Genomic DNA, 24965 nt, shown 5'->3' with positions numbered 1-24965 from the left:
AGCCTCCTCTCGACCTCCCGCCACGACACGATCATCTCGGGTCGGTCACCGGGTCCCCTGAAGTGGGGACAGGTGGGGCTTGTCCGCTCGTACCCCGACGCCTAGCATCGTCGGGACGCGGACATCACGTTCCGGGGGCATCACCTCCCCCGTCGCCGCGACACAGCACCAGACGTCGTCCCCCCTTCTGCCGAGCCCGACGCACCCGACCGCGGCGGCCCGGACGGGGACGACCAGGGGGCGCGGACCCGGTCCGCGCCCCCGCTCTGGGTGCTCTCCGGTGGGCGCTGCCCCACCGTGCCTCACGCGGCGGAGCGGAACCGGTCGGGCAACGCGATGAGGTCCTCCGCCAACCCCACGAGCGCTGCGGCGCACTCGTCGAGCTGTCCACGCTCCGCCGCAGCAGCCGCCCGTTCGACCTGCTGCACACGAGCACGCCGCCCGACGACGGCGTCGATGCCGTTCGCCACGGCGACGTCGTCCGTGAAGAAGGTGTCGAGCACGGCCCGCTGCGCCGTGAGCCAGTCGGCACTGACGATCGCACCGCGCCGACGGAGGTACCAGGCACCGAGCTCGACGAGCGCCCCGGCCTCGGTCAGGCAGGACCTGAGCGCGAGCGCGTCGAACTGCTCGTCCACCCCCTGGCAGCCGGGAGCGGGATCGGCGATCATCGCCCGGGCCACCCGGAGTCGCTCGACCATCTGGCCGACGGACCAGTGGGCGACGACGACGCCGACGTACCGCTGCACGCTGACGAGCCGCAGCGACTCGAGCGGGACGAGGGCTTCGCGGACGGGTGTGCGCGAGACCTGCATGTCCCGGGCGATGTCGTCGAGCCGGAGCCGTTGCCCCCGCCGGTAGACCCCGCGCAGGACGTTCTCGAGCAGCTTGAGGAAGACGGCGTCACGCAGCAGGCTGCGGCGGATGCCGTTCGGGTCGGGAACCCGGTCGTTCCCCGAGGACGATGAGCGATCCATCGCCCCAGGGTCACGCACGACGACCACCCGGTGCTCCGGGAGCGGGCGACCAGGGGAACGATCCGGTCGGGGTCGGGATGTGGAGGAGTGCCATGCCGAGACCCTCCCAGCGGGAGGGCCTCGGCGCTAAACATCACGTATACGAAATCCTACTTCTTGGACGCGTCGGTGAGGACGGACAAGGGTTGGGTGATGTCCTCCAGCCCCTTGCGCGCCGCATCAACTCCGAACACCAAGGCCACGATCCCGCCGGCGATCATCACCGCCGACCCGAGCAGGTACCCCCAGAAGAGCGGCTCACGCGACGACCCGTCCCCGATGAACGCACCGTAGATCGCCGGGGCGACCGCTCCGAAGATCTGCGCGAGGGCGAAGAAGTACGAGATCGCCTGCGACCGCAGCTCGAGCGGGAAGATCTCGCTCACGGTCAGGTAGGCGCTCGAGGCACCGGCCGAGGCGAAGAAGAACGAGACGCACCAGAACACGACCTGCACGGTGGCGCTGATGGCGTCGGCTCGGAACAGGAACGCCGAGGTGGCGAGCACCAGACCCGACACCAGGTAGGTCAGGAAGATCATCTGCCGACGACCCCAGGTGTCGAAGAACCGGCCGAGCACGATCGGCCCCAGCAGGTTGCCGATCGCGAACGGGAAGAAGTACACGGCCGTCTCGGCGGTCTTCAGCCCGAAGAAGTTCGTGAGCACCAGGGCGTAGGTGAAGAAGATCGCGTTGTAGAGGAACGCCTGGGTGATCATCATGGTCGCGCCCACCAGGGTGCGGGTCGGGTACTGCTTCAGCAGCACCTTGGCGATCGTCAGGAACCCCACCTTGTCCAGCGGCGTGACGGTCATGGCCTTCGACTCGTCGACGTCCGGCAGCCGGTGTCCGGTGGACTTCTCGACGGAGGCCTCGATCTCGGAGACCGTGCGCTCGGCCTCCTCCTCGCGTCCGTGAGTCATCAGCCACCGCGGGCTCTCCGGGATGTGCCGCCGCAGGAAGATGATCGCGATGCCGAGCACCGGGCCGAGGAAGAACCCGATGCGCCACCCGATGTTCTCGGCGAAGATCGACGTGTCGAGCAGGTAGATGTTGGCGAAGGCGCCGAGCGCCGCACCGCCCCAGTACGTGCCGTTGATGGCGATGTCGACGTGCCCGCGGTACTTCGACGGGATGAGTTCGTCGATCGCCGAGTTGATCGCCGCGTACTCACCGCCGATGCCGAGGCCCGCCACGAAGCGGAACGCCGCCAGGAACCAGAAGTCCTGAGCGAGTCCGGCGATGCCCGAACCGATGAGGTAGATCGCGAGCGTCAGGATGAAGAGCTTGCGGCGGCCGAGCCGGTCGGACATCCGTCCGAAGACCAGGGCGCCGACGACCTGCCCCACCAGGTAGATGGTGCCGAGCAGGGTGACCTGCTGCGTCGACAGGTCGAGGTCGGCCTGGAAGCCGGCGTTCGAGACGATCTGGATCTCGAGGCCGTCGAGGATCCAGGACACCCCCAGACCCACCACCACGCTCCAGTGGAAGCGCGTCCACGGCAGTCTGTCCATCCTGGCGGGGACCAGGCTCTTGATCGCCCCGTTCGTCGTGCTGCTCACGAGAGCGGACCGTACTCCGGAGATTCCAGGCTGGTTCCCAGTACCAGCGCAGCTTTACACCCTCACAGGTTCAGGAAGTCGTGCAACGCGGACGGGAGGCGCGGGGCGGGCCCGCACCGTGCCTCCCGTCCGCGTCGGATCACGGTGACGCGCGACGTCACGACCGCACGCGGCCGGCGCCCGCGTCGGTAGCGTGACGACGTGCCCACCCAGAACTCGATCGACCGCATCCTGACCACGCACACCGGGTCGCTCCCCCGTTCGCCCGAGCTGACCGCGCTCCTGGTGGCCCGCGACCAGGGGAAGCCCCACGACGAACAGGCACTCCGCGAGGAGATCGCCGCCGTGCTCGCGCGCACCGTCGATGCGCAGCTCGACGCGGGCCTCGACGTCGTCAACGACGGCGAGGTCCCGCGCGTCGGCTTCTCGACCTACATCCGCGATCGGTTGTCGGGGTTCGGGGGCTCCGGTCACCGCAAGCCGACGCTCGACAGCGTGAAGTTCCCGGAGTACGCGGCGTTCCAGGCCCGGCAGATCGACGAGGGCGCGGAGTTCGCCCGGGTGTGGGACACCCCGCTCGCCCAGGGGCTGCTCGAGTACGACCAGGAGCGCGCCGGCATCCGCGAGGACCTCGACGGCTTCGAACGCGAGCTCGCCCGGAACGCCGCCGCCGGCCGCACCCCGGCCGGCACCTTCATCTCCGCCGCGACGCCGGGCATCGTCGCCACGACCCTGCTGCTCGACGACGAGAACCCGCACTACCGCGACCACCGGGAGTACGTGTTCGCGCTGGCCGAGCAGCTCCGCGTCGAGTACGAGGAGATCGTCGCCCGCGGGCACGTCCTGCAGCTCGACGCCCCGGACCTCGCCATGGAGCGCGTCATCCACTTCGGCGACGCGTCGCTCGACGAGTTCCTGGCCGCCGTGGACCTGCACGTCGACGCGCTCAACCACGCGTTGCGGAACATCCCGAAGGAGCAGACGCGGCTGCACGTCTGCTACGGCAACTGGCAGGGCCCGCACCAGGACGACGTCCCGGTCGACGTGCTGCTCCCCCACCTGTACCGCGCCGAGGTCGGGTCCTTCAGCATCCCGTTCGGCAACCCGCGGCACGCGCACGAGTTCCCGGCCTTCCGCGACCTGCCGCTCCCCGACGACGCGGTGCTCGTGCCGGGCGTCATCGACGTCACGACCAACTACCTGGAGCACCCGCAGCTCGTGGCGAACCGGATCGTCGAGGCCGCCGAGGCCGTCGGCGACCCCACCCGCATCGTCGCCGGGACCGACTGCGGCCTGGCGACCTTCGCGAGCTACGAGTTCGTGGCCTCGGACGTCGCGTGGGCGAAGCTCCGAGCACTCGTCGAGGGTGCGGAGATCGCGTCGCGCCGCCTGTTCGGCTGACGCTCCCGCCACTCTGCTCCCGCAAGACGCAACGTCGGCGGGTCCTCGCAGCGGTACAGCGCTGCGAGGTGTCGCCGAGGTTGTGTCTTCCGGAGCCGAGCGCCGCCACGCGCCTCCCGTCCGCATGTCGGTGCGCGGGCGTAGCGTGCGGACCGTGACCCGACCTGACATCCACACGGTCGGCGAGCTCCGCGCTGCTGGGCACGTCCAGAAGTCGGTCCGCGCCGAGATCCGCGACAACCTCCTCCAGGCCCTGCGCGAGGGCCGCGACCCCTGGCCCGGCCTGCACGGGTTCGAGACGACCGTCATCCCCCAGCTCGAGCGTGCGCTCATCGCCGGACACGACGTCGTGCTGCTCGGCGAGCGCGGGCAGGGCAAGACCCGCCTGCTCCGCACGCTGCAGGGGCTGCTCGACGAGTGGACCCCGGTGATCACCGGGTCCGAGCTCGGCGAGCACCCGTTCGAGCCGATCACCACCGCGAGCACCCGCCGCGTCGAGGAGCTCGGCGACGCCCTGCCGATCTCGTGGGTGCACCGCGACGAGCGCTACGTCGAGAAGCTCGCGACCCCCGACACCAGCGTGGCGGACCTGATCGGTGACGTCGACCCGATGAAGGTGGCCGAGGGCCGCAGTCTCGGCGACCCCGAGACCATCCACTTCGGGCTGATCCCCCGCGGGCACCGCGGCATCGTCGCGATCAACGAGCTCCCCGACCTCGCGGAGCGCATCCAGGTCGCGATGCTCAACGTGATGGAGGAGCGCGACGTGCAGATCCGCGGCTACGTGCTGCGCCTGCCCCTCGACGTGCTCGTCGTCGCCAGCGCCAATCCCGAGGACTACACGAACCGCGGCCGCATCATCACGCCGCTGAAGGACCGCTTCGGCGCCGAGATCCGGACGCACTACCCCATCGAGCTCGCCGACGAGGTCGCCGTCATCCGGCAGGAGGCCCAGCTCACCGCCGAGGTCCCCGACGCCCTGGTCGAGATCCTCGCCCGGTTCACCCGCGCCCTGCGCCAGTCCAGCGCCGTCGACCAGCGGAGCGGCGTCAGCGCCCGCTTCGCCATCGCCGGCGCCGAGACGATCTCCGCCGCCGCCGTGCACCGCGCCGCGCGGCAGGGCGAGGAGCACCCGGTCGCGCGGCCGATCGACCTCGAGACCGCGGTCGACGTCCTCGGCGGCAAGATCGAGTTCGAGAACGGGGAGGAGGACCGCGCCGACGAGGTCCTCGAGCACCTGCTCCGCACCGCCACCGCCGAGACCGTCCGCTCGCGGTTCCGCGGGATCGACTTCGGCGTCCTCGTCGAGGCACTCGACGGCGGCACGATGGTGACGACGGGCGAGCAGGTCAGCGCCCGGGCCTTCCTCGAAGGGCTCCCGTCGATCGGCGAGTCGGACGTCTACGACCAGGTGTGCGAGCGACTCGGGGCGACCGACGACGGCGAGCGGGCCGGCGCGATCGAGCTCGCGCTCGAGGGGCTCTTCCTCGCCCGGCGCATCAGCAAGGAGTCGGGGGGCGGCGAGGCCGTCTATGGCTAGCCGGCAGAACCGCCGCCTGACCCGCGACGCCCGCTACGGGAAGTACGAGGGCGGACCGGATCCCCTCGCTCCCCCGGTCGACCTGGCCGAGGCGCTCGACGCCATCGGCGAGGACGTCATGGGCGGCACCTCCCCCGAGCGCGCCCTCCGCGAGTTCCTCCGGCGCGGCGGCCAGACCCAGCGCGGGCTCGACGACCTCATGCGTCGGGTCGCCGAACGTCGGCGCGAGCTCACCAGCCGGAACAACCTCGACGGCACCCTGCAGCAGGTCAAGGAGCTCCTGGACCAGGCCCTGCTCGCCGAGCGCGGTGAACTCGCCCGGAACGTCGACCTCGACGACGGCGACCGCGCCCTGGCCGAGCTGCAGCTCGACAGCCTGCCGCCGTCGCCCGCGAGCGCCGTGCAGGAGCTGAACGGCTACGACTGGACGAGTCCGACGGCCCGGCAGAAGTACGACGAGATCAAGGACCTGCTCGGGCGCGAGGTGCTCGACCAGCGCTTCGCCGGCATGAAGCAGGCGCTCGAGAACGCGAGCGACGAGGACCGCGCAGCCGTGTCCGCGATGATGCGCGACCTCAACCAGCTGCTCGACGACCACCGCCGAGGCACGGACACGCAGGAGCAGTTCGACGCGTTCACGGCGCAGCACGGGCAGTACTTCCCGTCCCGCCCGCAGAACGTCGAGGAGCTGCTCGACGACCTCGCCGCACGAGCCGCGGCCGCGCAGCGGATGCGGAACTCGATGACGCAGGAGCAGCGCGACGAGCTCGACGCGCTCGCGCAGCAGGCGTTCGGCTCACCGGACCTGATGGGTCAGCTCGGGCAGCTCGACGACACCCTCCGCGCGCTCCGCCCCGGCGAGGACTGGGGCAGCTCCGAGCGGATGGACGGCGAGCAGGGCCTCGGACTCGGCGACGGGACCGGGGTCTTCCAGGACATCGCCGACCTCGACGCCCTGGCCGAGCAGCTGGCGCAGTCCGCGCCCGGGTCCGACCTCGCCGACCTCGACCTCGACGCCCTGCAGCGTCAGCTGGGCGACGAGGCCACCGTCGACGCCAGGACCCTGCAGCGGTTGGAGCAGGCCCTGCGGAACGCGGGCGCGGTGCAGCGCGGCACGGACGGACACCTCCGGCTGACCCCGAAGGCGATGCGGCAGCTCGGCAAGAGCCTGCTCAGGGACGTGGCCGAGCGGATGTCGGGGCGCCAGGGCGCGCGTGACCTCCGTCGCGCCGGGGCGTCGGGCGAGCCCTCCGGGGCGACCCGACCGTGGGCGTTCGGGGACACCGAGCCGTGGGACCTCCCCCGGTCGATCACGAACGCCCTGGTCCGGACCGCGGCGGACGGACGCACCGGACCGGGTGTCCGCCTGACGATCGACGACGTCGAGGTGCAGGAGACCGAGGCGCGGACCCAGGCGTGCGTGGCGCTCCTCGTCGACACGTCGTTCTCGATGGCGATGGAGGACCGCTGGGTCCCGATGAAGCGGACGGCCCTCGCGCTGCACACCCTCGTCAGCACGAGGTTCCGCGGCGACGACCTGCAGCTCATCGCCTTCGGGCGCGAGGCGGAGGTCATGGACGTCGAACGACTCGTCGGCCTCGACGCCCAGTGGGACAAGGGCACGAACCTGCACCACGCACTGCTGCTGGCCAACCGGCACTTCCGGAAGCACCCGACGGCGCAGCCCGTGCTCCTGGTCGTGACCGACGGCGAGCCGACGTCGCACCTCGAACCGAACGGCCAGGTGTGGTTCGGCTACCCGCCCGATCCCGTGACGATCGCGCTGACGGTCCGCGAGCTCGAGAACGCCGGCCGGCTCGGGGCGCAGACGACGTTCTTCCGGCTCGGTGACGACCCCGGGCTGGCGCGGTTCATCGATGCCATGGCCCGACGGGTGGACGGCTCGGTCGTCGCGCCCGAGAACGACGACCTCGGTGTCGCCGTGGTCGGGTCGTACCTCGGTTCCCGTCGCGGAGGCGCGTCCCTGTTCGGCGACGACCGGGCAGGCTGACCGGGGCCAGCCGACGGACGGGAGGCTCCCCACCGGGCACGGCCCGGCAGCCGCTGGCGCGTCTGCCGGGAACCGGCCGGCGTGGGCCCCGGTGCCGGCTGGCACCGCGCCTCCCGTCCGTCAGAAGAGGGGCCAGGGGACGGCGGGTCCGTGTCCGGGCGGCGGCGGGAACATCCCGACCGCGCGCAGCGCGGCGCACCGGGCCCGCAGGTTGTCGATCTCCCCGCGGGTCAGGTGCTCGGCGAGCGCGACGCCCAGGTCCCCGCGGAGCGCCTCGGACACCCGGTCGAGCCCCTCGAGCTCGTCGGGGTCGAGCGGCTCCCCGATCCAGCCCCAGAGGACCGTGCGGAGCTTGTGGTCCACGTGGAAGGTCAGGCCGTGGTCGACGCCGTAACGGTGCCCGTCCGGCATGGCGAGCACGTGCCCGCCCTTGCGGTCGGCGTTGTTCACCACCACGTCGAACACCGCCATCCGGCGGAGTGCCGCGGTGTCCTCGTGCACGAGCGTGACGGGCTGGTCGTGCTCGTCGATGGCCTCGAGCACGGGCAACCACGGGGTGCCCTCGGCGTCGGCCTCCTCGGTCGGCACCAGGTCGACGGGGTCCTGCTCCGGGTCGACGTCCTGCCAGCGCTGGACCATGCCGGGGCCGAACGGGCCGTCGCCGAGCCAGGTGGGCGGCACGATGCCCCACCCGAAGGCCTCGGAGACCAGGTGTGCCGCGACCTCCCGGCCGGCGAGCGTGCCGTCCGGGAAGTCCCACAGCGGACGCTCCCCCTCGACGGGCTTGTACACGACGGACTCGCCGTCGAGGTCGGCGAGGAAGGTGGCGTTCGACGCCTCGCGGATGCGCGCCCGGATCGTCAGCGGGCCGTCGTACCGGGGTGCGTCGTCGCTCATGCGTCGCCGGGGCGCCGACCGGCAGCGACGACCTCGCGCGTGCGTTCGACGAAGGCCCGGGCGCTGCCGACGGGGATCTTCACCTGGAAGACCTCGGCGGGCTCGGGCATCTCGACGACGGCCTCGACCTCGTCGCCGTCCTCGTCCGTCTCGGTGACGATCTCGAGCTCGTCCTCGATCGGGTACGCCTCGATCACCACCTGCGCCGTCGCCGGGTCGAACCCCAGGCTCAGGGCACCCGCGCGGAACTCGGGCTCCACCGGCTGGTCGAGCGGCGCGGCGTCCCGGAGCTCGGACGGTGCCGCCGGCGGGACGCTGAAGCGGTTGTCCTCGACGGTCGCGACCTCGTCGAGGAGCTCGGCGACCTTGTCCGCGAGCACCGCGGACTGCTCCTTCTCGAGCGCGACGCTGGTCACCCGCTTGCCGTCGCGTGCCTGCAGGTAGAAGGCGCGTTCACCCGGGCGGCCGACCGTCCCGACGACGAGACGTTCCGGCCAGTCGAAGCCGTGCACGATGGTGGGCATGACCCGATTGTAGGAGCGTGCGGCTCCGTCCGTTCAGGGTCGAGCGGTCCCCGGCTCACTGCTGCCGACCGCTCCGTCCGCCGAGCCGGTCCCGTCGTGTCCTGCTCCGCCGCCGGTCCCGTCCGCTCCGCCTCCGCCGCCGGTCCCGTCGTGTCCTGCTCCGCCGCCGACCGCGGCGTCGCCCGAGGGGGCCGGTGCCGCGGCGAGCCACGACAGGTCGCCGGAGTCGGTGTTGGTGGCGACGACCTCGGGCCGGTGTTCCCCGTAGCGGACGACCGAGACGGACGCCGGACCGACCGCGATGCGCTGGAACAGGTCGAGGTGCATGCCGAGCGCGTCGGCGAGGACGGACTTCACGATGTCGCCGTGGCTCACGGCGACCCACACCGCCGTCGGGCCGTGCTGCGCCTCGACCTCGGCGTCGATCCGGCGGATCGCGGCGACCGCACGGGACTGCATCGTCTGCATGGACTCGCCGCCGGGGAACACCACGGCGCTGGGGTTCGCCTGCACCGTGCGCCACAGTGGTTCCTTCGCGAGGTCCGCGAGTTTCCGGCCCTGCCAGTCGCCGTAGTCGGCCTCGGTGATCGCCCGTTCGACCCGCACGTCGGGGCTGCCCTGCTGGCGGGCGAGCAGGGCGCGTGCGGTCTGCCGGCAGCGCTCGAGCGGGCTCGTGACGAGCGCGACGAGCGGGATCGGCGCGATGCGCTCGGCGGCCCGGTCGGCCTGCTCGCGGCCGACGCGGTCGAGTGCCACCCCGGCGGTGCGACCCGCCAGGACCCCGGTCGCGTTCGCGGTGGTGCGTCCGTGCCGGACGAGGAGGACGGTCGCCATGCGGTCGATCCTAGGCACCAGGGCGACCAGGACGCGAAGCGGATGGTGGACAGTGGTGGGCGTGCGCCGCACCATGCACGAAGATGGTGCGGTGCTCGTCTCCATCGTCTACATGAGCCGCTCGGCCGTGCCCTTCGACGACGACGCGCTCGCCGAGCTCCTGCGCGAGTCACGGCTCCGGAACGAGGCACTCGGGGTCTCCGGTCTGCTCGTGGCGAAGGGCGGCCGGTTCATGCAGCTGCTCGAGGGCCCGGCGTGGAGCGTCGACGACCGCTTCGGCGCCATCGCGCGCGATCCTCGGCACGACGGGGTGAAGTCGCTGATCCGCGAGGACATCGAGCGCCGGCGGTTCGACGGCTGGTCGATGGCCTACCGGTCGCTCGACGAGTCCGACGTGGCGACCGAGGACGGCTTCAGCCCGTTCCTGTCCGGCACGATGGACTTCGCGCCGGAGTTCGACGGCACGAGCGCCGCGTGGCTGCTCAAGTGGTTCCGCGACCGGGAGCTCACCGACCGCTGACGCGGACCTCCGCCCGTCGACGGTCCACGAGGTCAGCCTGCCGCGCGGAAGGTGTCGGCGACCACCCCGAGCAGACGTGCCCGGTGCGCCGGCGCGGCCGTCGCCTGCAGGAGCACCCGCCACATCACCGCGACCGCGGGGTCGAGGTCCGCGCGACCGCTCCGCACCTCGGCGACCAGCTGCACCCCGGTGAAGTACGGCACGACCGAACCGCCGAGCTCCTCCGGGGTGAGGTCGGTCTCGAGCTCACCGCTGCCGATCGCGACGCAGAACACGTCCACGATGCCGCCGATCCACTGCTCGTAGAACGACGACGTCGCTCCGGAGAACTCGCCGCGTTCGAGCGAGAGCCGGATGCCGGCACGCACGATCGGGTCGGTGCGGAGCAGGTCCGCGATCTGCTTCGACGCCCCGATCAGGGCGGCCGTCGGCGACGCGGCGTCGTGGCTCACCTCCGCGAAGGTCCGCGCGTTCTGCTCGTCGATCACGCCGAGGGCGAGCGCGAGCTTCGTCGGGAAGTGGAAGTGCAGCGTGCCCTGCGCCACGTCGGCGCGGCGCGCGACGGCGGCGATCGACGTGGCGGCGAAGCCGACCCGGTCGAACTCCTCCGCCGCGGCCACCAAGATCTGCTCACGTTTCCCCACGTGACCAGTGTCTCGAACTGGAGGCACGGTGCGGGCCCGCACCGTGCCTCCAGTCCGAGGGGGTCCCGTCAGGTCGTCACGCGGCGTGGCGGGCCAGGGTCATGCGCTCCTCGGGCACGTCCTGCAGGTCGCGTCCGCGGAACCAGCGGAGCAGCCAGTCGGCCGGCGAGCCGGCCAGCTCGGCCGGCAGGCCGGAGCGCTCGGTGAGGAAGGTGTTGAAGCCGGGCTCGTCGCGGACCTCGAGGTCCGACGGGTTGCCGAACGCCATCGACCAGCCGTCGAAGCGGCGGGTGTCGATGTCCTCACGGGAGAGCGACTTCACGCCCTCGTGGCGGGTGTCGCGCTCGATCGCGGCGAAGCGGTCCTCGACGCTCCAGGAGGGACCCTCGAGCACCTGCATGAAGCGGCCGCCCTTGGCGAGCAGGAGTCCGGAGACACCGAGCGCCTCGTTGCGCAGGCGGGCTTCACGGAGCATGGCGACCAGGTGGTCGTCGGTCATCTCGTCGACGGCGACGGACATGTACACGAGGGAGGTGAGTTGCGTCATCGGCGCCAGTCTGTGTGCTGCTCCGGTGGAGGGTCAATGCGGTCGTCCGCACACCGCAGTCGGGTGCGGTGTGCGGACGACCGGGGCGTTCTACCTCTTGTAGAGTGGACGCTCGTGCGGCACTGTGCCGCACCTCCGCCCGACAGCCCGACAGCCCGACAGCCCGACAGGACCCTGCGCTCCGATGCCCGTCACCGCCCCGCCTCCGTCCCGCGGCTGGTTCGCCCAGCTCCTCCTCCGCCTGCACTTCACCGCCGGGCTCTTCGTCGGCCCGTTCGTCCTGGTGGCGGCGCTCTCCGGCGCCGTGTACGCCGTCGCACCGACCGTCGAGCAGGGCGTGTACCGGCAGGAGCTCACGGCGCCGTCGTCCGCGCCTGCGCTCCCCCTCGCCGACCAGGTCGCGGCCGCCGAGCGCTACGTGGCCCGCCACCACCCGGACGACACCGTCGCCGAGGTCCGCCCGGCCCCCACGCCCGGCACCACCACGCGCGTGATGTTCACGGAGGAGGGCCTGCTCGAGTCCCAGACCCGTGCGGTGTTCGTCGACCCGGGCGACGCCGCGGTGCGCGGGGACCTGCCGGTGTACGGCACGTCGGGGTCGCTCCCCTTCCGCACCTGGATCAGCACCGTGCACCGCAGCCTGTTCCTCGGCGACGTCGGGCGGCTCTACAGCGAGACCGCGGCGTCGTGGCTCGGCATCGTGTCGCTCGCCGGCATCGGCCTCTGGGCGTTCCGCATCCGGCGCGCACGGCGGAAGCGCGACCTCGTGCTGCCGGACAACCGTGCGACCGGGTACCGGAGGACGTTCTCCTGGCACGCCGCGACGGGCGCGTGGGTGCTCCTCGGCGCGCTCTTCCTGTCGGCCACCGGCATCACCTGGTCGCACTTCGCGGGCGACAACGTCAGCGCGCTCCGCTCGACGCTCAGCTGGCAGGCGCCGACGGTCGACACCGCACTCGACGGCTCGTCGGCGACGTCGGGCGGGGAGCACGCCGGGCACCACGGCGGTGGCTCGATGCCGATGGGCTCCCCGACGACGACGCCCGAGCAGTTCGACGAGGTGCTCGCGGTCGCCCGCGACTCCGGTGTCCGCGCGGCCGAGGTCCGGATCCGTCCGCCGGCGGCCGCCGACACGGCGTGGACCGTCGAGGAGATCAAGCTCAGCTGGCCGGTCGCGATGGACGCGGTCGCGGTGGACCCGGGCACGATGACGGCGGTGTCGCGGGTCACCTGGGCCGACTACCCGCTCATGGCGAAGGCCGCCAAGCTCGGCATCAACACGCACATGGGCGCGCTGTTCGGCCTGGCGAACCAGGTCGTGCTGCTGCTCGCGGCGCTCGGGATCGCGGCGATGGTCGTGTTCGGCTACCTCATGTGGTGGCAGCGGCGTCCCACCGGCGCGCGTGCGGGTCGCGCGCCCGCCGCGGGTTCGCTGGCCAGGGCTCCGTGGTGGGGCACCGCCGCGATCGTCGCCGCCGCCGTCGGCCTCGCGCTGCTGCTGCCCGTCGTCGGGGTCACCCTGCTCGGGTTCCTGCTGGTCGACGCACTGGTCACGACGTTCCGTCGCCGCGCCCGGTGACGGACGGGAGGCCCGTGGCGGTGTCGCCACGGGCCTCCCGTCCGTCAGGTGGTCCGGATCAGGCGGAGGCGGGCTCCGAGATCGCGTCGCGGAGCGCGGACGCGGCGGCGGCCACGTCGTCGGCGCTGTAGATCGCGCTGCCGGCGACCGCGATGCGGGCGCCCGAGGCCTGCACGGCCTCGATCGTGTCGGTGGTGATGCCGCCGGCGACCGAGAACGGGACGCCCGAGGCCTCGCCGTCGCGCAGCAGCGTCTCGAAGGTGAAGCCCTCCTCGGCCTGCTCGTCGAGGCCGGCGTGCATCTCGACGAACTCGGCACCGAGCGCGACGACCTCCTTCGCGCGGGCGGCCTTGTCGGGCACGCCGATCAGGTCGACGACGATGCCCTTGCCGTGCGCCTTCGCGGCCTTCACGGCACCGGCGATGGTGGAGTCACCCGCGACGCCGAGCACGGTGACGAGGTCGGCACCGGCAGTGAAGGCGATGTCGGCCTCGAGCTCGCCGGCGTCCATCGTCTTGAGGTCGGCGAAGACGACCTTGTCCGGGTGCGCCTCCTTGATCGCGGTGATCGCGGAGAGGCCGGCGCTCTTGATCAGCGGCGTGCCGAGCTCGATGACGTCGACGTACGGCGCGGCCTTGCCGGCGAGGTCGAGGGCGGCCTCGGTGGTCAGGGTGTCCATGGCGAACTGGAGCTGCATGGTGGTTTCCTTCCGGTGGTGGTTCGTGGGGGTCTCGGTGGCGCGCTCGGGTGGCACCGGCGGCGTCACGGTCGGTTCACTCGAGGTTGGCGTGACGCGGCCACAGGTCGTCGGCGGAGTGCCCGCTGCGCTGCCAGAGCGCGTGGAACAGGGCGTCCCCGAGGAGCGCGACGCCCTGCTCGAACAGGCCGCCCGCGTACTGCGCCGAGGCCGTGCCGGAGCGGTCCGTCTTCGTGGCGGCGGGCAGGACGAGCGTGGTGTCGGCGACCTCGGACAGCGGGGAGTCGTCCGTCGTGCTGACGGCGAGCACCTGCGCCCCGACCTCGGTCGCGGTGCGTGCTGCCTGCACGATGCCGCCGGTGGTGCCCGAGCCGCTCGCGACGAGCAGCAGGTCGCCCCGCCGGATCGCGGGCGTCGTGACCTCGCCGACGACGTGCACGTCGAGCCCGAGGTGCATGAGGCGCATGGCGGTCATCCGGAGCGCGAGTCCGGACCGTCCGGCGCCGTGCACGAAGACGCGCTCGGCGTCGGCGAGCAGGTCGAGGGCACGCGCGAACGGTGCCTGGTCGGCGCGGCGGACGGTCGCGATCAGCTCCTGGAGCTCGTCGCCGATCACTCCGAGGGCGTCGGCGGTCGTCGTGGTGGCCATGACTCCGATGCTCCTCGCGCGGGATCGATCGCGCCGCTGCCCGGGCAGGCGGTCCACCCACCCGATCGGGTGGGACCGTCCGTCCGGGTGGGACGGGTACGTTCGGTCCTCGTGGAGACGGAACCGGACGCACCAGCCAGCCGGATCGCGGCGTCGGAGCACGCCCGGACGGTGGCGGAGCAGGCCGACCGTCACGCGTTGACCCTCGAGTCGGTGCTCGCCGCCCTGCGCGCGAACCGCCTGTCCGACGCCGCCGCCCGCGCCGAGGCCGTCGAGATCGCCTCGGCCGCACTCGTCGAGCTCCGGACCGTGACCGACCGGCAGCGGAGCACCCTGCTCGAACCCGTCACCGGGGCGTTCTCACGGTTGCGGGCCGACCTCCGCCCGCTGGTCCGGTTCGGTGACCTCGACGTGCAGTTCGTCGAGCCGCCGACGACCGGCAGGGCCCTGCCCGGGGACGTCGCGCACAGCGCACGAGCGATCGTCCGCACGGCCGTGCTCGCCCTGGTCGACGGCGGGGTCGCCAGACGCGTCCGGATCCAGTGGGACTGCGACGGGCGCAACCTGCTCATGCAGCTCCGGGACGACGGAGCCGGCACACTCGACACGCACGACGATGCCGTCCGCCCGATCGCCGAGCGGGTCGTCGCCCTCGACGGCACGATGCACGTCGACTCCACGCCGGGCTGGGGCTCGACCCTGGACATCTCGCTCCCCCTCGACCCGGCGCCGGGCGCGGCCGACCTGCCGGAGGACACCGGCCTGACCGAGCGGGAGCGCGACGTGCTGCGGCTCGTGGTGACCGGCGTCGGGAACCGGGAGATCGCTGAGGGGCTCGGGATCAGTCCGAACACGGTCAAGTACCACGTGGCGAACCTGCTCCGGAAGCACGGTGCCCGCACCCGCGCGGAACTCGCCGCGCTCGGCGCCCGCCCCTGAGCGCTGATCGGCGGGCGTGGGGCGCCTCCGTGTCGGCGGGATCGTGGTTCGACGGCGGGATCGTGGTTCGACGGCGGGATCGTGGTTCGACGGCGGGATCGTGATTCGACGTGCGCGCGCACAACCGGGAGCACGTCGCGCCACGTCGTTCCACGGCGCGACGTGCTCCCCGTTGTGCAGCGTGCAGCGCGAGGCGTGCGGCGTGCAGCGTGCGGCGTGCGGCGTGCGGCGTGCAGCGTGCGGCGTGCAGCGCGAGGCGGCGCGCTAGGCTGCCCCGATGACAGCGGGGGCGACGGTCGGCACGGACGAACGGTCGGGGTGGACGCGACCGGGCTGGGTCGCGCTCTACTGGGCGACCGTGGGGCTCGGCGTCCTCGGCGGGGCCTGCTCGTGGCTGTGGCTGTTCCTGGCATCGGAGGAGGCCACCCGCGGCGCGACCCCCGACCGATCGGGAGCGAACCCCGGCATCCCCCTCGGACTCGTCGGACTCGTCGTCGGCCACGTGGTGGGGTTCCTCCTGCTGCTGATGGTGGCGCGCCTCGCTCGCCACGGCGGGGCGTCGGCGGCTGGGTTCGCGGTCCTCGGGCTCGTGATCGGTTCCGGGGTCGGGCTCGCGTGCTCGCTCGCGCTCACCGGCGGTGCGCTCGTCGTGCCGTGGCCGGACGCCCCGTACACCCCCTGACGACCGCGCACTGGCTCGACGTCGGGGTCGTGGTTCGACACGCCCGCGCACAACGGGGAGCACGTCGCGCCACGTCGTTCCACGGCGCGAGGTGCTCCGCGTTGTGCAGCGGGCAGCGGGCAGCGAGCAGCGAGCAGCGGGCAGCGGGCACCGCGCGCGTTCGGCTCGGGCGTCCGCGCGTCAGGCGTCCGGCGCGAGCACCTGGAACATGACGTGGTCCCGCCACTCCCCGGCGATCCGGATGTACTTCGGCGCGAACCCGTACCGCTCGAAGCCGTTCCGCTCGAGCGCCCGCTGCGAGCCGGTGTTCTCCGGGAGGGTCTCTGCCTGGACCCGGTGCAGCCCGAGCTCCCGGAACGCGTGGTCCACCGCGAGCCCGACCGCACGGGTCGCGTGCCCCTGCCGCGTTCGGTCGGCACGGACCCAGTACCCGAGCGCACACGACTGCAGGGCGCCCCGGGTCACACCGCTCAGGGTGATCCGTCCGAGCAACTCGTCGTCATCTCCCACGATCACGAAGGGCACCGAGCCGTTCTGCGCGGCGGCGAGCAGGACACCGATGGTCGCGCGCTGCCCGGCCTCGGTGAAGTAGCTGTCCGGCCGCGTCGGCTCGAACGGTCGCAGGTGATCGGCGCTCGCGCGGACGATCGCGGCGAGCTCGGCTGCATCGGACAGCTCGATCAGTCGGAGGCGGGTCCCGGTGCTCATGTGCGGAGGGTGTGGGATTCGAACCCACGAGACATTGCTGCCCACCTGTTTTCAAGACAGGCTCCATCGGCCGCTCGGACAACCCTCCGTGACGCGACCACGTGGCGAGACGTGATCGCGTCCCGGGCAGTCTAGCGAACCTGCCGTCCGTCAGCGCGGCAGCGCGTCGAGTGCCGCGGCGAGCCCGTCGTCGGTGACCCCGCCGGTCAGCTCGTTGCCCGCGTCGACGACGTCGTCCGGGGCCTGCCCCATGACGACTCCGCGGCCCGAGGTCGACGCCCAGCGCAGCATGTCGATGTCGTTCCGCCCGTCACCCGCCGCCATGACGCGGGAGCGTGGGATGTCGAGCCACTCGCGGACGCGCTCCATCGCGGTGGCCTTCGTCACGCCCTCGGGAGCGATGTCGAGCCAGGACGTCCAGCCGACCGAGTACGACACCTTCTGCAGCCCCATGCGCTCGACGACCTGCAGGAAGTCCTCGGTGTCGTGTCCCGGCGAGATGACGACGACGCGGGTGGCCTCGGTCCCGAGCAACTGCTCGAACGGCACGTGCTCGCCGGCGACGGTCATCGTGTCGTCGGGGAAGTTGCCGGAGAGCAGGAAGTGGCCGGTCTCGTCCTCGACGCCGAACGCCGCGTTCGCGAGCGCACCGTGGATGACCTGCAGGACCTCGGTCGGGTCGAACCGCTCGACGTGGACCCGGCGGTAGGACCCGTCGTCCTGGCGGGCGAGGGTCAGCGCGCCGTTGGCGCACACGACGTACTTCGAGCGCAGGCCCAGGCGTTCGAGCAGCGGGATCGTCATGCCCTCGCTGCGTCCGGTGGAGAGCATGACCTCGTGCCCGGCGGCCTCGGCGTCGCGGACGGCGTCGATCACCGTGTCCGTGATGACACCGTCCTCGCGCATCGTCGTGCCGTCCACGTCGAGCGCGACGAGCCAGCGCTTCGTCCGCGGAGACGTGGCAGCACCATCGGCAGCACCACCGGTGGCACCAGCGACAGCGCCGCCGGCAGCGACCGAGCCCGAGCCGGACGCACCGGCGCCGGAGCCGCCGCCCTGCGCCGACCCGTCGACGAACCGCTCGTGCGCGCTCATCGGGGCTCGATGACCTCGACGCCGCCCAGGTACGGCCGCAGCACCTCGGGCACGACCACCGACCCGTCGGCCTGCTGGTGGGTCTCGAGGATCGCGACGATCCAGCGGGTGGTCGCGAGCGTGCCGTTCAGCGTGGCGACCGGCGCCGTCTTCCCGGTCGACGTCCGGTACCGGGTGTCGAGGCGACGGGCCTGGAACGTCGTGCAGTTCGAGGTCGACGTGAGCTCGCGGAAGGTGCCCTGCGTCGGGACCCACGCCTCGATGTCGTACTTGCGTGCGGCGCTCGTGCCGAGGTCACCGCCGGCGACGTCGATCACGCGGTAGTGCAGGCCGAGGTCCTGCATCATCGACTCCTGCATCGCGACCAGGCGCTGGTGCTCCGCCTCGGCCTGCTCCGGGAGCACGTACGAGAACATCTCGAGCTTGTTGAACTGGTGCACGCGGAGGATGCCCCGGTTGTCCTTGCCCGCGGACCCGGCCTCGCGCCGGTAGCAGGTCGACCAGCCGGCGTAGCGGATCGGGTCGCCCGACTCCGGGAACGACAGGATCTCGTCGGCGTGGAACCCGGCGAGGGCGACCTCGCTCGTGCCGGTCAGGTAGAGGTCGTCGGCCTCGAGCCGGTAGACCTCGGCCGCGTGCTCGCCGAGGAACCCGGTGCCCGCCATCGTCTCCGGACGCACGAGCGTCGGCGTGATGAGCGGCTCGAACCCGTGCTCCACGGCGCGGTCGAGCCCGAGGTGCATGAGAGCGATCTCGAGCCGGGCGCCCAGGCCGCGGAGGAAGTAGAAGCGCGATCCGGAGACCTTCACGCCGCGCGGGATGTCGATGATGCCGAGGTGCTCGCCGAGGTCGGCGTGGTCCTTCGGCTCGAAGGCGAACTCGGGCTTCGTGCCGACGGTGCGCAGCGTGACGAAGTCGTCCTCGCCGCCCTTCGGCACGTCCGGCAGCACGACGTTCGGGATCGTACGGACCACCCGGTCGAAGGTCTCCTCGGCTGCGGTGACCTCGGCCTGGGCCTCCTTCACGCGTGCGGCGAGCGCCTGCGCCTGCTGCACGAGCGCGGGCTTCTCGTCCTTCGGGGCCTTCGCGACGGTCTTGCCGAACGCGTTCTGCTCGGCGCGCAGCGCCTCGAACGACGTGATCGCAGCGCGGCGGGCGGTGTCGGCGGACACCGCGTCGTCGACGACGGAGACGGAGGCGCCGCGCGCCTCCTGCGAGGCCTTGATGAGGTCAGGGTTGTCGCGCAGGAGCTGCAGATCGATCACCGGATCATCCTAGAGGGAGCGTGTGACCGCCGGACGGGAGGCCGGTGGCGGCCCCGCCACGGGCCTCCCGTCCGTCAGTCGGTCACGGCACCCGACGGGACGTCACGCAGGGCGGCGACCATCCCGCGCAGCAGGCGGAAGGCCGCTGCGCGGCCCGCCTCGTCGAGGTCCCGGGTCATCCGGAGCTCGACCTGCCGGACCGCCGCACTCGCCGCCTCACGCTGTCGCCGTCCGGCTGCGGTGAGCGTGGCGGGGAGCACCTTGCCCGTGGTCGGGGTGGCCGGCCGGGTGACGATGCCGTCGCGCTCGAGCTGCTGCAGGAGCGTGTTCATCGACTGCCGGGTGACGAAGGTGCCGCGCGCGAGGTCGGAGTTCGACATGCCGGGGCGCTGGGCGAGCAGTTCGAGGCACGAGTAGTGCGTGACCGTCATGCCGAGGGGACGGAGGGCGTCCTCCATGGCGGCGCGCAGGGCACTGGCGGCCTCCTTCAGGACGTAGCCGACCGAGCTGTCGAGGTCGATCCGCGCTTGACGCATGTCAGGAGTCTGACACATACTGCTCGTGTCAGGCATCTGACACAGACGAAGGAGCACACCATGCCCGCCACCGGGATCGACTTCACCTCGCTGCAGGTCCGCGACCTCGACGCCTCGCAGGCGTTCTACGAGCGGTACCTCGGACTCGTCCGCTCTCCCGCCGGCCCGCCGCACGCCGTGGTCTTCCAGACCGAGCCGATCGCGTTCGCGCTCCGCGACCTCGTACCCGGGACGGACCTGTCCGCCGGGCAGCCCGCGCTCGGCGTCGCACTGTGGTTCCACGCGACCGACGTCCAGGCGATCCACGACGCGCTCGTCGCCGACGGGCACACGATCGTGACCCCGCCGTTCGACGGCCCGTTCGGTCGGACGTTCACCTTCGCGGACCCGGACGGCTACCCGGTCACGCTGCACGACCGGCGCTGAGCCGGACGGGCGGGCCACCGACTCGGGCGGGTCGCCGACGCGGGCGGTCGCGCCGACCCGGACGGGCCGGTCGGCGACGCGCGCGGTCGTGCGCCGGTACGGCCGGTCGGGTCGCCGACCCGGGCGGTCGCGCGCCGACCCGGCCGGTCGCTCGCAGGCGTCCGTCGGTAACGTCGGCAGCATGTCGACACCATCGGAGACCGCGCCCGCGGGCCAGGACGCCCTCCCCACCGAGCAGAAGACGGCCGCGGTCGTCTACAACCCGGTGAAGGTGGACCTCGAGACCCTGCAGCGCACCGTCGCGGAGCACGAGCAGGAAGCCGGCTGGGCCGAGACCCTCTGGTTCGAGACCTCGGAGGAGGACCCGGGCGGCGGCATGGCGAAGGCCGCGCTCGACGCCGGAGCCGACGTCGTCGCAGCGGCCGGCGGTGACGGTACCGTCCGTGCCGTGGCCGAGATCGTGCACGGGTCCGACGCCGTGCTCGCCCTGCTGCCGAGCGGCACCGGCAACCTGCTCGCCCGGAACATCCCGGCGCCGATCGACGACCTCGGTGCGAGCGTCCGGACGATCTTCCGCGGCGAGGACCGCCCGATCGACTTCGGTGAGCTCGAGGTCGAGCGCGAGGGCGGTGAGCGCGAGCAGTTCGGCTTCGTCGTCATGGCCGGGCTCGGGCTCGACGCCCGGATGCTCGCCAACACGAACGACGACCTGAAGAAGAAGGTCGGCTGGCTCGCCTACGTCGACTCGCTCTTCCGGTCGCTCCGCGACGCCGACGCCTTCGAGTTCCGGTACCGGCTCGACGGCGAGGGCAACCAGTCCGTGCGCGCGCACTCGCTCATCGTCGGGAACTGCGGGATGCTGCAGGCCGGCGCGACGCTCCTGCCGGACGCCGAGATCGACGACGGTGTGTTCGACATCGTCGTGATGCGGCCCCGCGGGTTCTTCGGGTGGGTCCGGATCGGCGCCCGGGTGTTCTGGGAGAACGCGATCCTGCGCTCGTTCCGCCGCTCGAAGATCGGGCAGACCCAGGTCGGCAAGCGCATCGCCACCGCGGCCCGCGACGAACGACCGCTGCGCTACATCCGCGGTCAGGAGTTCGTGGCGCGGCTCGAGCGTCCGGACGAGTTCGAGATCGACGGCGACCCGGTCGGCGAGGTCGTGGCGTTCAAGGCGCGCATCGACACCGGTGGGCTGCGGGTGCGCGTCGCCGGACCGCAGGACCAGACCCGCAACACGCGCCGGGTCGAGAACGCCCACAGCTGACGCGGGCCCCCTTCCGGCGGGCGTGCGCCTGCTGGGACGGAGAGCGGCCCGCACAACCGGAGGCACGTCGAACCACCGAAGAGCGTGGTGCGACGTGCCTCCGGTTGTTCGGCGGCACGTCGCGCCACTGCCGGACCAGCCGCTCCGCCGGGCTCGGCCGGGCTCGGCCGGGCTCGGGCTCAGTCGGCCTCGGGCGCGGGCTCGGGCTCGGGCTCGGTCGGGCTCGGGCTCGGGCTCGGGCTCGGGCTCAGCCGGCCTCGGGCTCGGGCTCGCCGGAGACGATCGCGCGGAGCCAGTCCCGCGCCTCGACGAACGCCTCGTCCGAGTAGCGCGCGGAGACCTCCGGGCGGAAGCCGTCGGCGCGCGGGTACGACCCGAGGAACGTCACGCGGGGGCTGAACCGGCGCAGGCCGAGCAGGGCGTCGGCCACCCGCTCGTCGTGCACGTGGCCGTCGAGGTCGATCACGAACCGGTAGCGCCCGAGCTCGTCGCCGATCGGCCGCGAGGACAGCAGCCCCATGTTGATGCCCCGCGTCGCGAACTGCTCGAGCATGTCGACCAGGGCGCCGGGGTGCTCGCTCGGCAGCTCGACGATGACGCTCGTCTTGTCCGCTCCCGTGCGCTCCGGGATCGCGAGCGTGCGTGACACGAGCACGAAGCGTGTGACCGCCGAGGCGTTGTCGCCGATGGACGACGCGAGCACCGCCAGGTCGTGGTGGTCGGTGATCCCCGGCGGGGCCACGGCGGCGTCGGCGACGGGGTGCTCGTCGAGCAGCGCGGTCGCGGCGGCGACGTTCGACGACGCCGGGATGTGCCCGTGGCCGCGCAGGTTGGTCTCGAGCCAGCGGTGCGTCTGCGCGTACGCGACCGGGTGCGCGTTGACGGTCCGCACGTCCGACAGGGCGGTGCCGTGCCGGGCCACGAGCACGAAGTCGACGGGCACGAGGTACTCGCCCACGATCCGCACGCCGGGGATCCGCGCCAGGGCGTCCTGCGTGGCGCTGACGCCGCCGTCGACGCTGTTCTCGATCGCGATCACCGCTCCGACCGACCGTCCCGTCACGACGTCGTCGAGCGCCTCGCCGACGTTGTTCACGCTGCGCCAGGGCTTGCCGGCGGCGGCCTCGACGAGCTTGAGTGCCGCCTCGGTGAACGTACCGGCGGGTCCGAGGTAGGAGTACGCGTCGGACGGCGTGGCACGGTCGGTCATGCGCCAGATCCTACTGGTGTACCAGTCACCCGCGACGCGAGCAGACCGACCAGACCGACCGAACCGACCAGACCGACCGAACCGACCAGGCCGACCGAACCGACCAGGCCGACCAGGGCGCCGGCCCGGACGTCAGGACCGGACGAGCATCGTGTCCGAGTCCCCGTTCCGCCCGACCGTCCGGAACCCGGCCCGCTCGTACGCGATCCGCGCCCCGGTGTTGCCGTCCTCGACGCTCAGGCTGACACCCGGCCAGCCCGCGGCCCGGCCGGCGTCGAGCAACCGCGCGAGCAGCGCCGTGCCGATCCCCCGACCCCGCCCGCGCGCCTCGACGGCCATCGTGAGTTCCGGGACGTCCTCGGCCACGAACCCGTACCCGGGGTCGTCCGCCGGCAGGAACCGCGCCCACGCCACCCCGACCGGTCCCTCGCCGTCCACCGCCACGACGCCGTGGTCGCGGGCGGGGTCGAAACCGACGAAGTAGTGCGCGAACTCGGGGCGGTCGAGGTCGGCGTCCACGAAGGACGGGGCCTTCCAGTTCATCGCCGCGAGCGTCGCGTGCCGGAGCAGCCCGGTGTCGTCCGCAGTCGCGTCCCGGAAGAGCACGCCCGCCGGTGCCGCAGGCGACGCACCCGTCAGACGCTCCTCGCACAGCACCTCGCCGTCGGACCGCGGGTAGGTCAGCGCCGCGAACCGCCCCTCGGGGTCGAGCCGCCCGAGCAGCGCCCGCGTGATGCCGTCGAGCTGCCGGACCTGCTCGTCGCTCAGCGCGTCGATGACGAAGCGTCGGGCGGTCCGGACGTGGTCGGGCGCCGCCGCGACGATGGCCGCGAACCCGTCGTCGGTCAGTCGGACGTCGGTGGCTCGGCGGTCGTCGACCGAGGGGCACCGGGTGACGAGCCCGCGCTTCTCGAGCCGCGACACCACGTGCGACAGGCGCGGCAGGGACGCGTTCGTCGCCGCGGCGAGCGCCGACATCCGGAGCGTGCGCGACTCGGTCTCCGACAGCATCGCGACGACCATGTAGTCGAAGTGGGTCAGATCGGCGTCCCGCTGGAGCTGCTGGTCGAGCGCGGCCGGGAGGAGTTCCATGACGGCGACCAGCTTCATCCACGCGCGGAGCTGGTCGCGCGTGAGCCAGGGCGTCTCGTCCGTCATGCACTCATGCTAGCCATTGGTTGTCGATGCAACCAGTGGTCGCGGGGATCGTCGGGCACGGACGACGCCCACCACGAGTGCCACCACGACGACCGCGAGCAGCAGCCCCTCGACGACGAGCAACCGCGTGGTGTAGTCGAACGGCAGCACGGTCGGGTTCTTCTGTCCGTGCTGCTTCGCGGCGATCTCCGGGAGCACCACCAGGGCGAGCACGCTCCCGAGCACCACCGCGGTCTGCACGACGACGAGCACCCCGGCGCCGAGCGTCCTGCCGGTCCGACGGAGCAGGAGTCCCGCTCCGACCACGAACGGCGACAGCACGACGTCGTGCAGCACGACCGCGCCGAGCAGCCACGTCGCCAGGCCCCAGATGCGGTTCGGTCGGACGGTCGTGACGAGCACGTACGCACCGAACGCCATCACGAGCACGCCCACGACGACGAGCACGATCCTCGCGGCCCTCATCGGATCACCTCGATCTTCCCGATCCACTTCGTCTGCAGCACGCCGGGTCGTCCCGGCGCGATGACCCGGGCGGGGAACCCGTGGTCCAGGTCGAGCGTCTTCCCGTTCACCTCGAGCGCGAGGAGCGTCGTCGGGTCGGACGCGTACTCCGGGCCCATCTCGGTGACCCGGTACCCGCCGCTCTTCTCGAGGCTCGTGATCCGCAGCGCCGACGCCGGGTCGGCCTGCACGGAGGCGAGCAGGTCCCGCATCCGGACACCCCGCCACGACGCCACCTGGCTCCACCCCTCGACGCACGAGATCGGCAGGTCCGCGGTGGCGGTGCCGAGCGCGACGAGCTCGGCGCGGGAGAACGTCCGCGTGACGTCCGGACCGACGACGGTCAGCGTCCAGTCCGCCGCGGTCGCGGTCGCCAGCACGCCGGCGGCGCGAGCGGTGCGGTTGACCGGCAGGTCGTCCGGTCCGATGTACCGCTGACGGGCACCGAACACGTTGAGCGGTTCGAGCAGCCGGTTCGACTGTCCCGCGGTGAGCGCGACGACGCCGACGGTCGCCGCCGTCACTCCCGCCACGAACCCGCGGCGTGCGATCCGCTGACGGGGTCCGGGGAGCGCGTCGTCGTGCTCCGGCCGGGAGGCACGGCCCGCCTCCGCCCCGCCGGCACCGTCCCCGAGACTCGGCTCCGCGGACGTGTTCGCGGTCCCGAGACCGCGAACCTGTCCGCCAGGGCGAGTCTCGGCAGCGCCCACCGGCGCAGCCGGCGCAGCCGGCGCAGCCGGCGCAGCCGGCGCAGCCGCGC

General features: G+C 72.5%; 26 protein-coding genes and 1 tRNA gene. 9 read left to right on the top strand and 18 right to left on the bottom strand.

Annotated features, from left to right (window positions below):
- Nucleotides 1-302: 302 nt before the first annotated feature.
- Nucleotides 303-977, bottom strand: coding sequence for a GntR family transcriptional regulator (locus ACH0A8_RS15020; RefSeq protein ID WP_406907463.1), 675 nt, complete (start codon nucleotides 975-977; stop codon nucleotides 303-305).
- 149 nt (nucleotides 978-1126) lie between these two features.
- Nucleotides 1127-2527 carry an MFS transporter gene (locus ACH0A8_RS15015; protein WP_066658565.1) on the bottom strand — a complete coding sequence of 467 codons (1401 nt, stop codon included), beginning with the start codon at nucleotides 2525-2527 and terminating at the stop codon, nucleotides 1127-1129.
- 249 nt (nucleotides 2528-2776) lie between these two features.
- On the opposite strand from ACH0A8_RS15015, the gene ACH0A8_RS15010 reads away from it, so the two are divergent.
- From ACH0A8_RS15010 to ACH0A8_RS15000, 3 genes are all read left to right on the top strand, one after another.
- Nucleotides 2777-3976 carry a cobalamin-independent methionine synthase II family protein gene (locus ACH0A8_RS15010; RefSeq protein WP_066655822.1) on the top strand — a complete coding sequence of 400 codons (1200 nt, stop codon included), beginning with the start codon at nucleotides 2777-2779 and terminating at the stop codon, nucleotides 3974-3976.
- A gap of 124 nt (nucleotides 3977-4100) precedes the next feature.
- A complete protein-coding gene (locus ACH0A8_RS15005) occupies nucleotides 4101-5516 on the top strand; it encodes an AAA family ATPase (RefSeq protein ID WP_144411357.1) in 1416 nt (471 codons plus the stop codon).
- Complete coding sequence (locus ACH0A8_RS15000; protein WP_406907462.1) at nucleotides 5509-7527, top strand: vWA domain-containing protein; 2019 nt, start codon at nucleotides 5509-5511, stop codon at nucleotides 7525-7527. The genes ACH0A8_RS15005 and ACH0A8_RS15000 overlap by 8 nt, the downstream gene beginning before the upstream one ends.
- A gap of 120 nt (nucleotides 7528-7647) precedes the next feature.
- Here the strand turns inward: ACH0A8_RS15000 and ACH0A8_RS14995 are convergent, their stop codons facing one another.
- Genes ACH0A8_RS14995 through ACH0A8_RS14985 form a run of 3 tightly spaced genes read right to left on the bottom strand, consistent with a single transcriptional unit; the run spans nucleotide 7648 to nucleotide 9782 of the window.
- Nucleotides 7648-8424, bottom strand: coding sequence for an SCO1664 family protein (locus tag ACH0A8_RS14995; protein ID WP_066655828.1), 777 nt, complete (start codon nucleotides 8422-8424; stop codon nucleotides 7648-7650).
- Nucleotides 8421-8948 (bottom strand): DUF3090 domain-containing protein, encoded by a 528-nt coding sequence (locus ACH0A8_RS14990; protein ID WP_066655829.1) that lies wholly within the window; start codon nucleotides 8946-8948, stop codon nucleotides 8421-8423. The genes ACH0A8_RS14995 and ACH0A8_RS14990 overlap by 4 nt, the downstream gene beginning before the upstream one ends.
- A gap of 33 nt (nucleotides 8949-8981) precedes the next feature.
- Nucleotides 8982-9782, bottom strand: coding sequence for an MSMEG_4193 family putative phosphomutase (locus ACH0A8_RS14985; RefSeq protein ID WP_081985021.1), 801 nt, complete (start codon nucleotides 9780-9782; stop codon nucleotides 8982-8984).
- A 61-nt stretch (nucleotides 9783-9843) separates the two neighbouring features.
- On the opposite strand from ACH0A8_RS14985, the gene ACH0A8_RS14980 reads away from it, so the two are divergent.
- Nucleotides 9844-10302: a BLUF domain-containing protein gene (locus ACH0A8_RS14980; RefSeq protein ID WP_144411358.1), complete on the top strand. Its 459-nt coding sequence runs from the start codon at nucleotides 9844-9846 to the stop codon at nucleotides 10300-10302.
- Between the two features lie 32 nt (nucleotides 10303-10334).
- Here ACH0A8_RS14980 and ACH0A8_RS14975 read toward each other — a convergent pair whose 3' ends face one another.
- Both ACH0A8_RS14975 and ACH0A8_RS14970 read right to left on the bottom strand, forming a co-directional pair.
- Nucleotides 10335-10946 (bottom strand): ScbR family autoregulator-binding transcription factor, encoded by a 612-nt coding sequence (locus ACH0A8_RS14975; protein ID WP_158407764.1) that lies wholly within the window; start codon nucleotides 10944-10946, stop codon nucleotides 10335-10337.
- A 76-nt stretch (nucleotides 10947-11022) separates the two neighbouring features.
- Nucleotides 11023-11493, bottom strand: a complete 471-nt coding sequence (locus tag ACH0A8_RS14970) for a BLUF domain-containing protein (RefSeq protein WP_066655844.1) — start codon at nucleotides 11491-11493, stop codon at nucleotides 11023-11025.
- Between the two features lie 184 nt (nucleotides 11494-11677).
- Here ACH0A8_RS14970 and ACH0A8_RS14965 point away from each other — a divergent pair, with 184 nt between their 5' ends.
- Entirely contained in the window at nucleotides 11678-13072 is a 1395-nt protein-coding gene (locus tag ACH0A8_RS14965) for a PepSY-associated TM helix domain-containing protein (protein ID WP_406907461.1), read from the top strand.
- Nucleotides 13073-13130: 58 nt separating this feature from the next.
- Here ACH0A8_RS14965 and hxlA read toward each other — a convergent pair whose 3' ends face one another.
- A complete protein-coding gene (gene hxlA / locus ACH0A8_RS14960; RefSeq protein WP_066658574.1) occupies nucleotides 13131-13769 on the bottom strand; it encodes a 3-hexulose-6-phosphate synthase in 639 nt (212 codons plus the stop codon).
- Between the two features lie 76 nt (nucleotides 13770-13845).
- Entirely contained in the window at nucleotides 13846-14418 is a 573-nt protein-coding gene (hxlB, locus tag ACH0A8_RS14955; protein WP_066655854.1) for a 6-phospho-3-hexuloisomerase, read from the bottom strand.
- 111 nt (nucleotides 14419-14529) lie between these two features.
- On the opposite strand from hxlB, the gene ACH0A8_RS14950 reads away from it, so the two are divergent.
- Both ACH0A8_RS14950 and ACH0A8_RS14945 read left to right on the top strand, forming a co-directional pair.
- Nucleotides 14530-15357 (top strand): LuxR C-terminal-related transcriptional regulator, encoded by an 828-nt coding sequence (locus tag ACH0A8_RS14950; protein ID WP_406907460.1) that lies wholly within the window; start codon nucleotides 14530-14532, stop codon nucleotides 15355-15357.
- A gap of 277 nt (nucleotides 15358-15634) precedes the next feature.
- The gene (locus ACH0A8_RS14945) at nucleotides 15635-16039 is read left to right on the top strand and encodes a hypothetical protein (RefSeq protein ID WP_251154485.1); all 405 of its coding nucleotides are present in this window, start codon (nucleotides 15635-15637) and stop codon (nucleotides 16037-16039) included.
- 180 nt (nucleotides 16040-16219) lie between these two features.
- On the opposite strand, the gene ACH0A8_RS14940 is transcribed toward ACH0A8_RS14945, so the two are convergent.
- The 5 genes from ACH0A8_RS14940 to ACH0A8_RS14920 form a co-directional block, all read right to left on the bottom strand.
- Nucleotides 16220-16747 carry a GNAT family N-acetyltransferase gene (locus tag ACH0A8_RS14940; protein WP_209685591.1) on the bottom strand — a complete coding sequence of 176 codons (528 nt, stop codon included), beginning with the start codon at nucleotides 16745-16747 and terminating at the stop codon, nucleotides 16220-16222.
- Between the two features lie 3 nt (nucleotides 16748-16750).
- Nucleotides 16751-16835, bottom strand: a tRNA-Ser gene (locus ACH0A8_RS14935).
- A 62-nt stretch (nucleotides 16836-16897) separates the two neighbouring features.
- On the bottom strand, nucleotides 16898-17842 hold the full coding sequence (locus ACH0A8_RS14930; protein WP_406907459.1) for an HAD family hydrolase: 945 nt from the start codon (nucleotides 17840-17842) through the stop codon (nucleotides 16898-16900).
- A complete protein-coding gene (gene serS, locus ACH0A8_RS14925; RefSeq protein WP_209685589.1) occupies nucleotides 17839-19107 on the bottom strand; it encodes a serine--tRNA ligase in 1269 nt (422 codons plus the stop codon). The genes ACH0A8_RS14930 and serS overlap by 4 nt, the downstream gene beginning before the upstream one ends.
- Before the next feature lie 74 nt (nucleotides 19108-19181).
- A complete protein-coding gene (locus tag ACH0A8_RS14920) occupies nucleotides 19182-19643 on the bottom strand; it encodes a MarR family winged helix-turn-helix transcriptional regulator (RefSeq protein WP_406907458.1) in 462 nt (153 codons plus the stop codon).
- 60 nt (nucleotides 19644-19703) lie between these two features.
- On the opposite strand from ACH0A8_RS14920, the gene ACH0A8_RS14915 reads away from it, so the two are divergent.
- Nucleotides 19704-20069 (top strand): VOC family protein, encoded by a 366-nt coding sequence (locus tag ACH0A8_RS14915; RefSeq protein WP_066655875.1) that lies wholly within the window; start codon nucleotides 19704-19706, stop codon nucleotides 20067-20069.
- Between the two features lie 181 nt (nucleotides 20070-20250).
- Nucleotides 20251-21333: a diacylglycerol kinase family protein gene (locus ACH0A8_RS14910; RefSeq protein WP_066658581.1), complete on the top strand. Its 1083-nt coding sequence runs from the start codon at nucleotides 20251-20253 to the stop codon at nucleotides 21331-21333.
- A gap of 247 nt (nucleotides 21334-21580) precedes the next feature.
- Here ACH0A8_RS14910 and pheA read toward each other — a convergent pair whose 3' ends face one another.
- From pheA to ACH0A8_RS14890, 4 genes are all read right to left on the bottom strand, one after another.
- A complete protein-coding gene (gene pheA / locus ACH0A8_RS14905; RefSeq protein WP_406907457.1) occupies nucleotides 21581-22543 on the bottom strand; it encodes a prephenate dehydratase in 963 nt (320 codons plus the stop codon).
- Nucleotides 22544-22675: 132 nt separating this feature from the next.
- Nucleotides 22676-23701, bottom strand: coding sequence for a bifunctional helix-turn-helix transcriptional regulator/GNAT family N-acetyltransferase (locus ACH0A8_RS14900; protein WP_307810456.1), 1026 nt, complete (start codon nucleotides 23699-23701; stop codon nucleotides 22676-22678).
- 9 nt (nucleotides 23702-23710) lie between these two features.
- Complete coding sequence (locus ACH0A8_RS14895) at nucleotides 23711-24166, bottom strand: hypothetical protein (RefSeq protein ID WP_144411360.1); 456 nt, start codon at nucleotides 24164-24166, stop codon at nucleotides 23711-23713.
- Complete coding sequence (locus ACH0A8_RS14890; RefSeq protein ID WP_406907456.1) at nucleotides 24163-24738, bottom strand: molybdopterin-dependent oxidoreductase; 576 nt, start codon at nucleotides 24736-24738, stop codon at nucleotides 24163-24165. Before ACH0A8_RS14890 ends, ACH0A8_RS14895 begins: the two co-directional genes overlap by 4 nt.
- Between the last annotated feature and the right edge of the window lie 227 nt (nucleotides 24739-24965).

The organism is Curtobacterium sp. 179-B 9B NHS (assembly GCF_045370965.1).
Lineage (GTDB): Bacteria > Actinomycetota > Actinomycetes > Actinomycetales > Microbacteriaceae > Curtobacterium.
This window is presented reverse-complemented; position numbering and strand designations above follow the sequence as displayed.

Excerpts from the sequence above, each read along its gene's own strand:
- ACH0A8_RS15020 (WP_406907463.1), bottom strand. The coding sequence starts at position 977 with ATGGATCGCTCATCGTCCTCGGGGAACGACCGGGTTCCCGACCCGAAC.
- ACH0A8_RS15015 (WP_066658565.1), bottom strand. The coding sequence starts at position 2,527 with ATGGACAGACTGCCGTGGACGCGCTTCCACTGGAGCGTGGTGGTGGGT.
- ACH0A8_RS15005 (WP_144411357.1), top strand. The coding sequence starts at position 4,101 with ATGTCGGTGCGCGGGCGTAGCGTGCGGACCGTGACCCGACCTGACATC.
- ACH0A8_RS15000 (WP_406907462.1), top strand. The coding sequence starts at position 5,509 with ATGGCTAGCCGGCAGAACCGCCGCCTGACCCGCGACGCCCGCTACGGG.
- ACH0A8_RS14995 (WP_066655828.1), bottom strand. The coding sequence starts at position 8,424 with ATGAGCGACGACGCACCCCGGTACGACGGCCCGCTGACGATCCGGGCG.
- ACH0A8_RS14990 (WP_066655829.1), bottom strand. The coding sequence starts at position 8,948 with ATGCCCACCATCGTGCACGGCTTCGACTGGCCGGAACGTCTCGTCGTC.
- ACH0A8_RS14985 (WP_081985021.1), bottom strand. The coding sequence starts at position 9,782 with ATGGCGACCGTCCTCCTCGTCCGGCACGGACGCACCACCGCGAACGCG.
- ACH0A8_RS14970 (WP_066655844.1), bottom strand. The coding sequence starts at position 11,493 with ATGACGCAACTCACCTCCCTCGTGTACATGTCCGTCGCCGTCGACGAG.
- ACH0A8_RS14965 (WP_406907461.1), top strand. The coding sequence starts at position 11,678 with ATGCCCGTCACCGCCCCGCCTCCGTCCCGCGGCTGGTTCGCCCAGCTC.
- hxlA (WP_066658574.1), bottom strand. The coding sequence starts at position 13,769 with ATGCAGCTCCAGTTCGCCATGGACACCCTGACCACCGAGGCCGCCCTC.
- hxlB (WP_066655854.1), bottom strand. The coding sequence starts at position 14,418 with ATGGCCACCACGACGACCGCCGACGCCCTCGGAGTGATCGGCGACGAG.
- ACH0A8_RS14945 (WP_251154485.1), top strand. The coding sequence starts at position 15,635 with ATGACAGCGGGGGCGACGGTCGGCACGGACGAACGGTCGGGGTGGACG.
- ACH0A8_RS14940 (WP_209685591.1), bottom strand. The coding sequence starts at position 16,747 with ATGAGCACCGGGACCCGCCTCCGACTGATCGAGCTGTCCGATGCAGCC.
- ACH0A8_RS14930 (WP_406907459.1), bottom strand. The coding sequence starts at position 17,842 with ATGAGCGCGCACGAGCGGTTCGTCGACGGGTCGGCGCAGGGCGGCGGC.
- ACH0A8_RS14920 (WP_406907458.1), bottom strand. The coding sequence starts at position 19,643 with ATGCGTCAAGCGCGGATCGACCTCGACAGCTCGGTCGGCTACGTCCTG.
- ACH0A8_RS14915 (WP_066655875.1), top strand. The coding sequence starts at position 19,704 with ATGCCCGCCACCGGGATCGACTTCACCTCGCTGCAGGTCCGCGACCTC.
- ACH0A8_RS14910 (WP_066658581.1), top strand. The coding sequence starts at position 20,251 with ATGTCGACACCATCGGAGACCGCGCCCGCGGGCCAGGACGCCCTCCCC.
- pheA (WP_406907457.1), bottom strand. The coding sequence starts at position 22,543 with ATGACCGACCGTGCCACGCCGTCCGACGCGTACTCCTACCTCGGACCC.
- ACH0A8_RS14900 (WP_307810456.1), bottom strand. The coding sequence starts at position 23,701 with ATGACGGACGAGACGCCCTGGCTCACGCGCGACCAGCTCCGCGCGTGG.
- ACH0A8_RS14895 (WP_144411360.1), bottom strand. The coding sequence starts at position 24,166 with ATGAGGGCCGCGAGGATCGTGCTCGTCGTCGTGGGCGTGCTCGTGATG.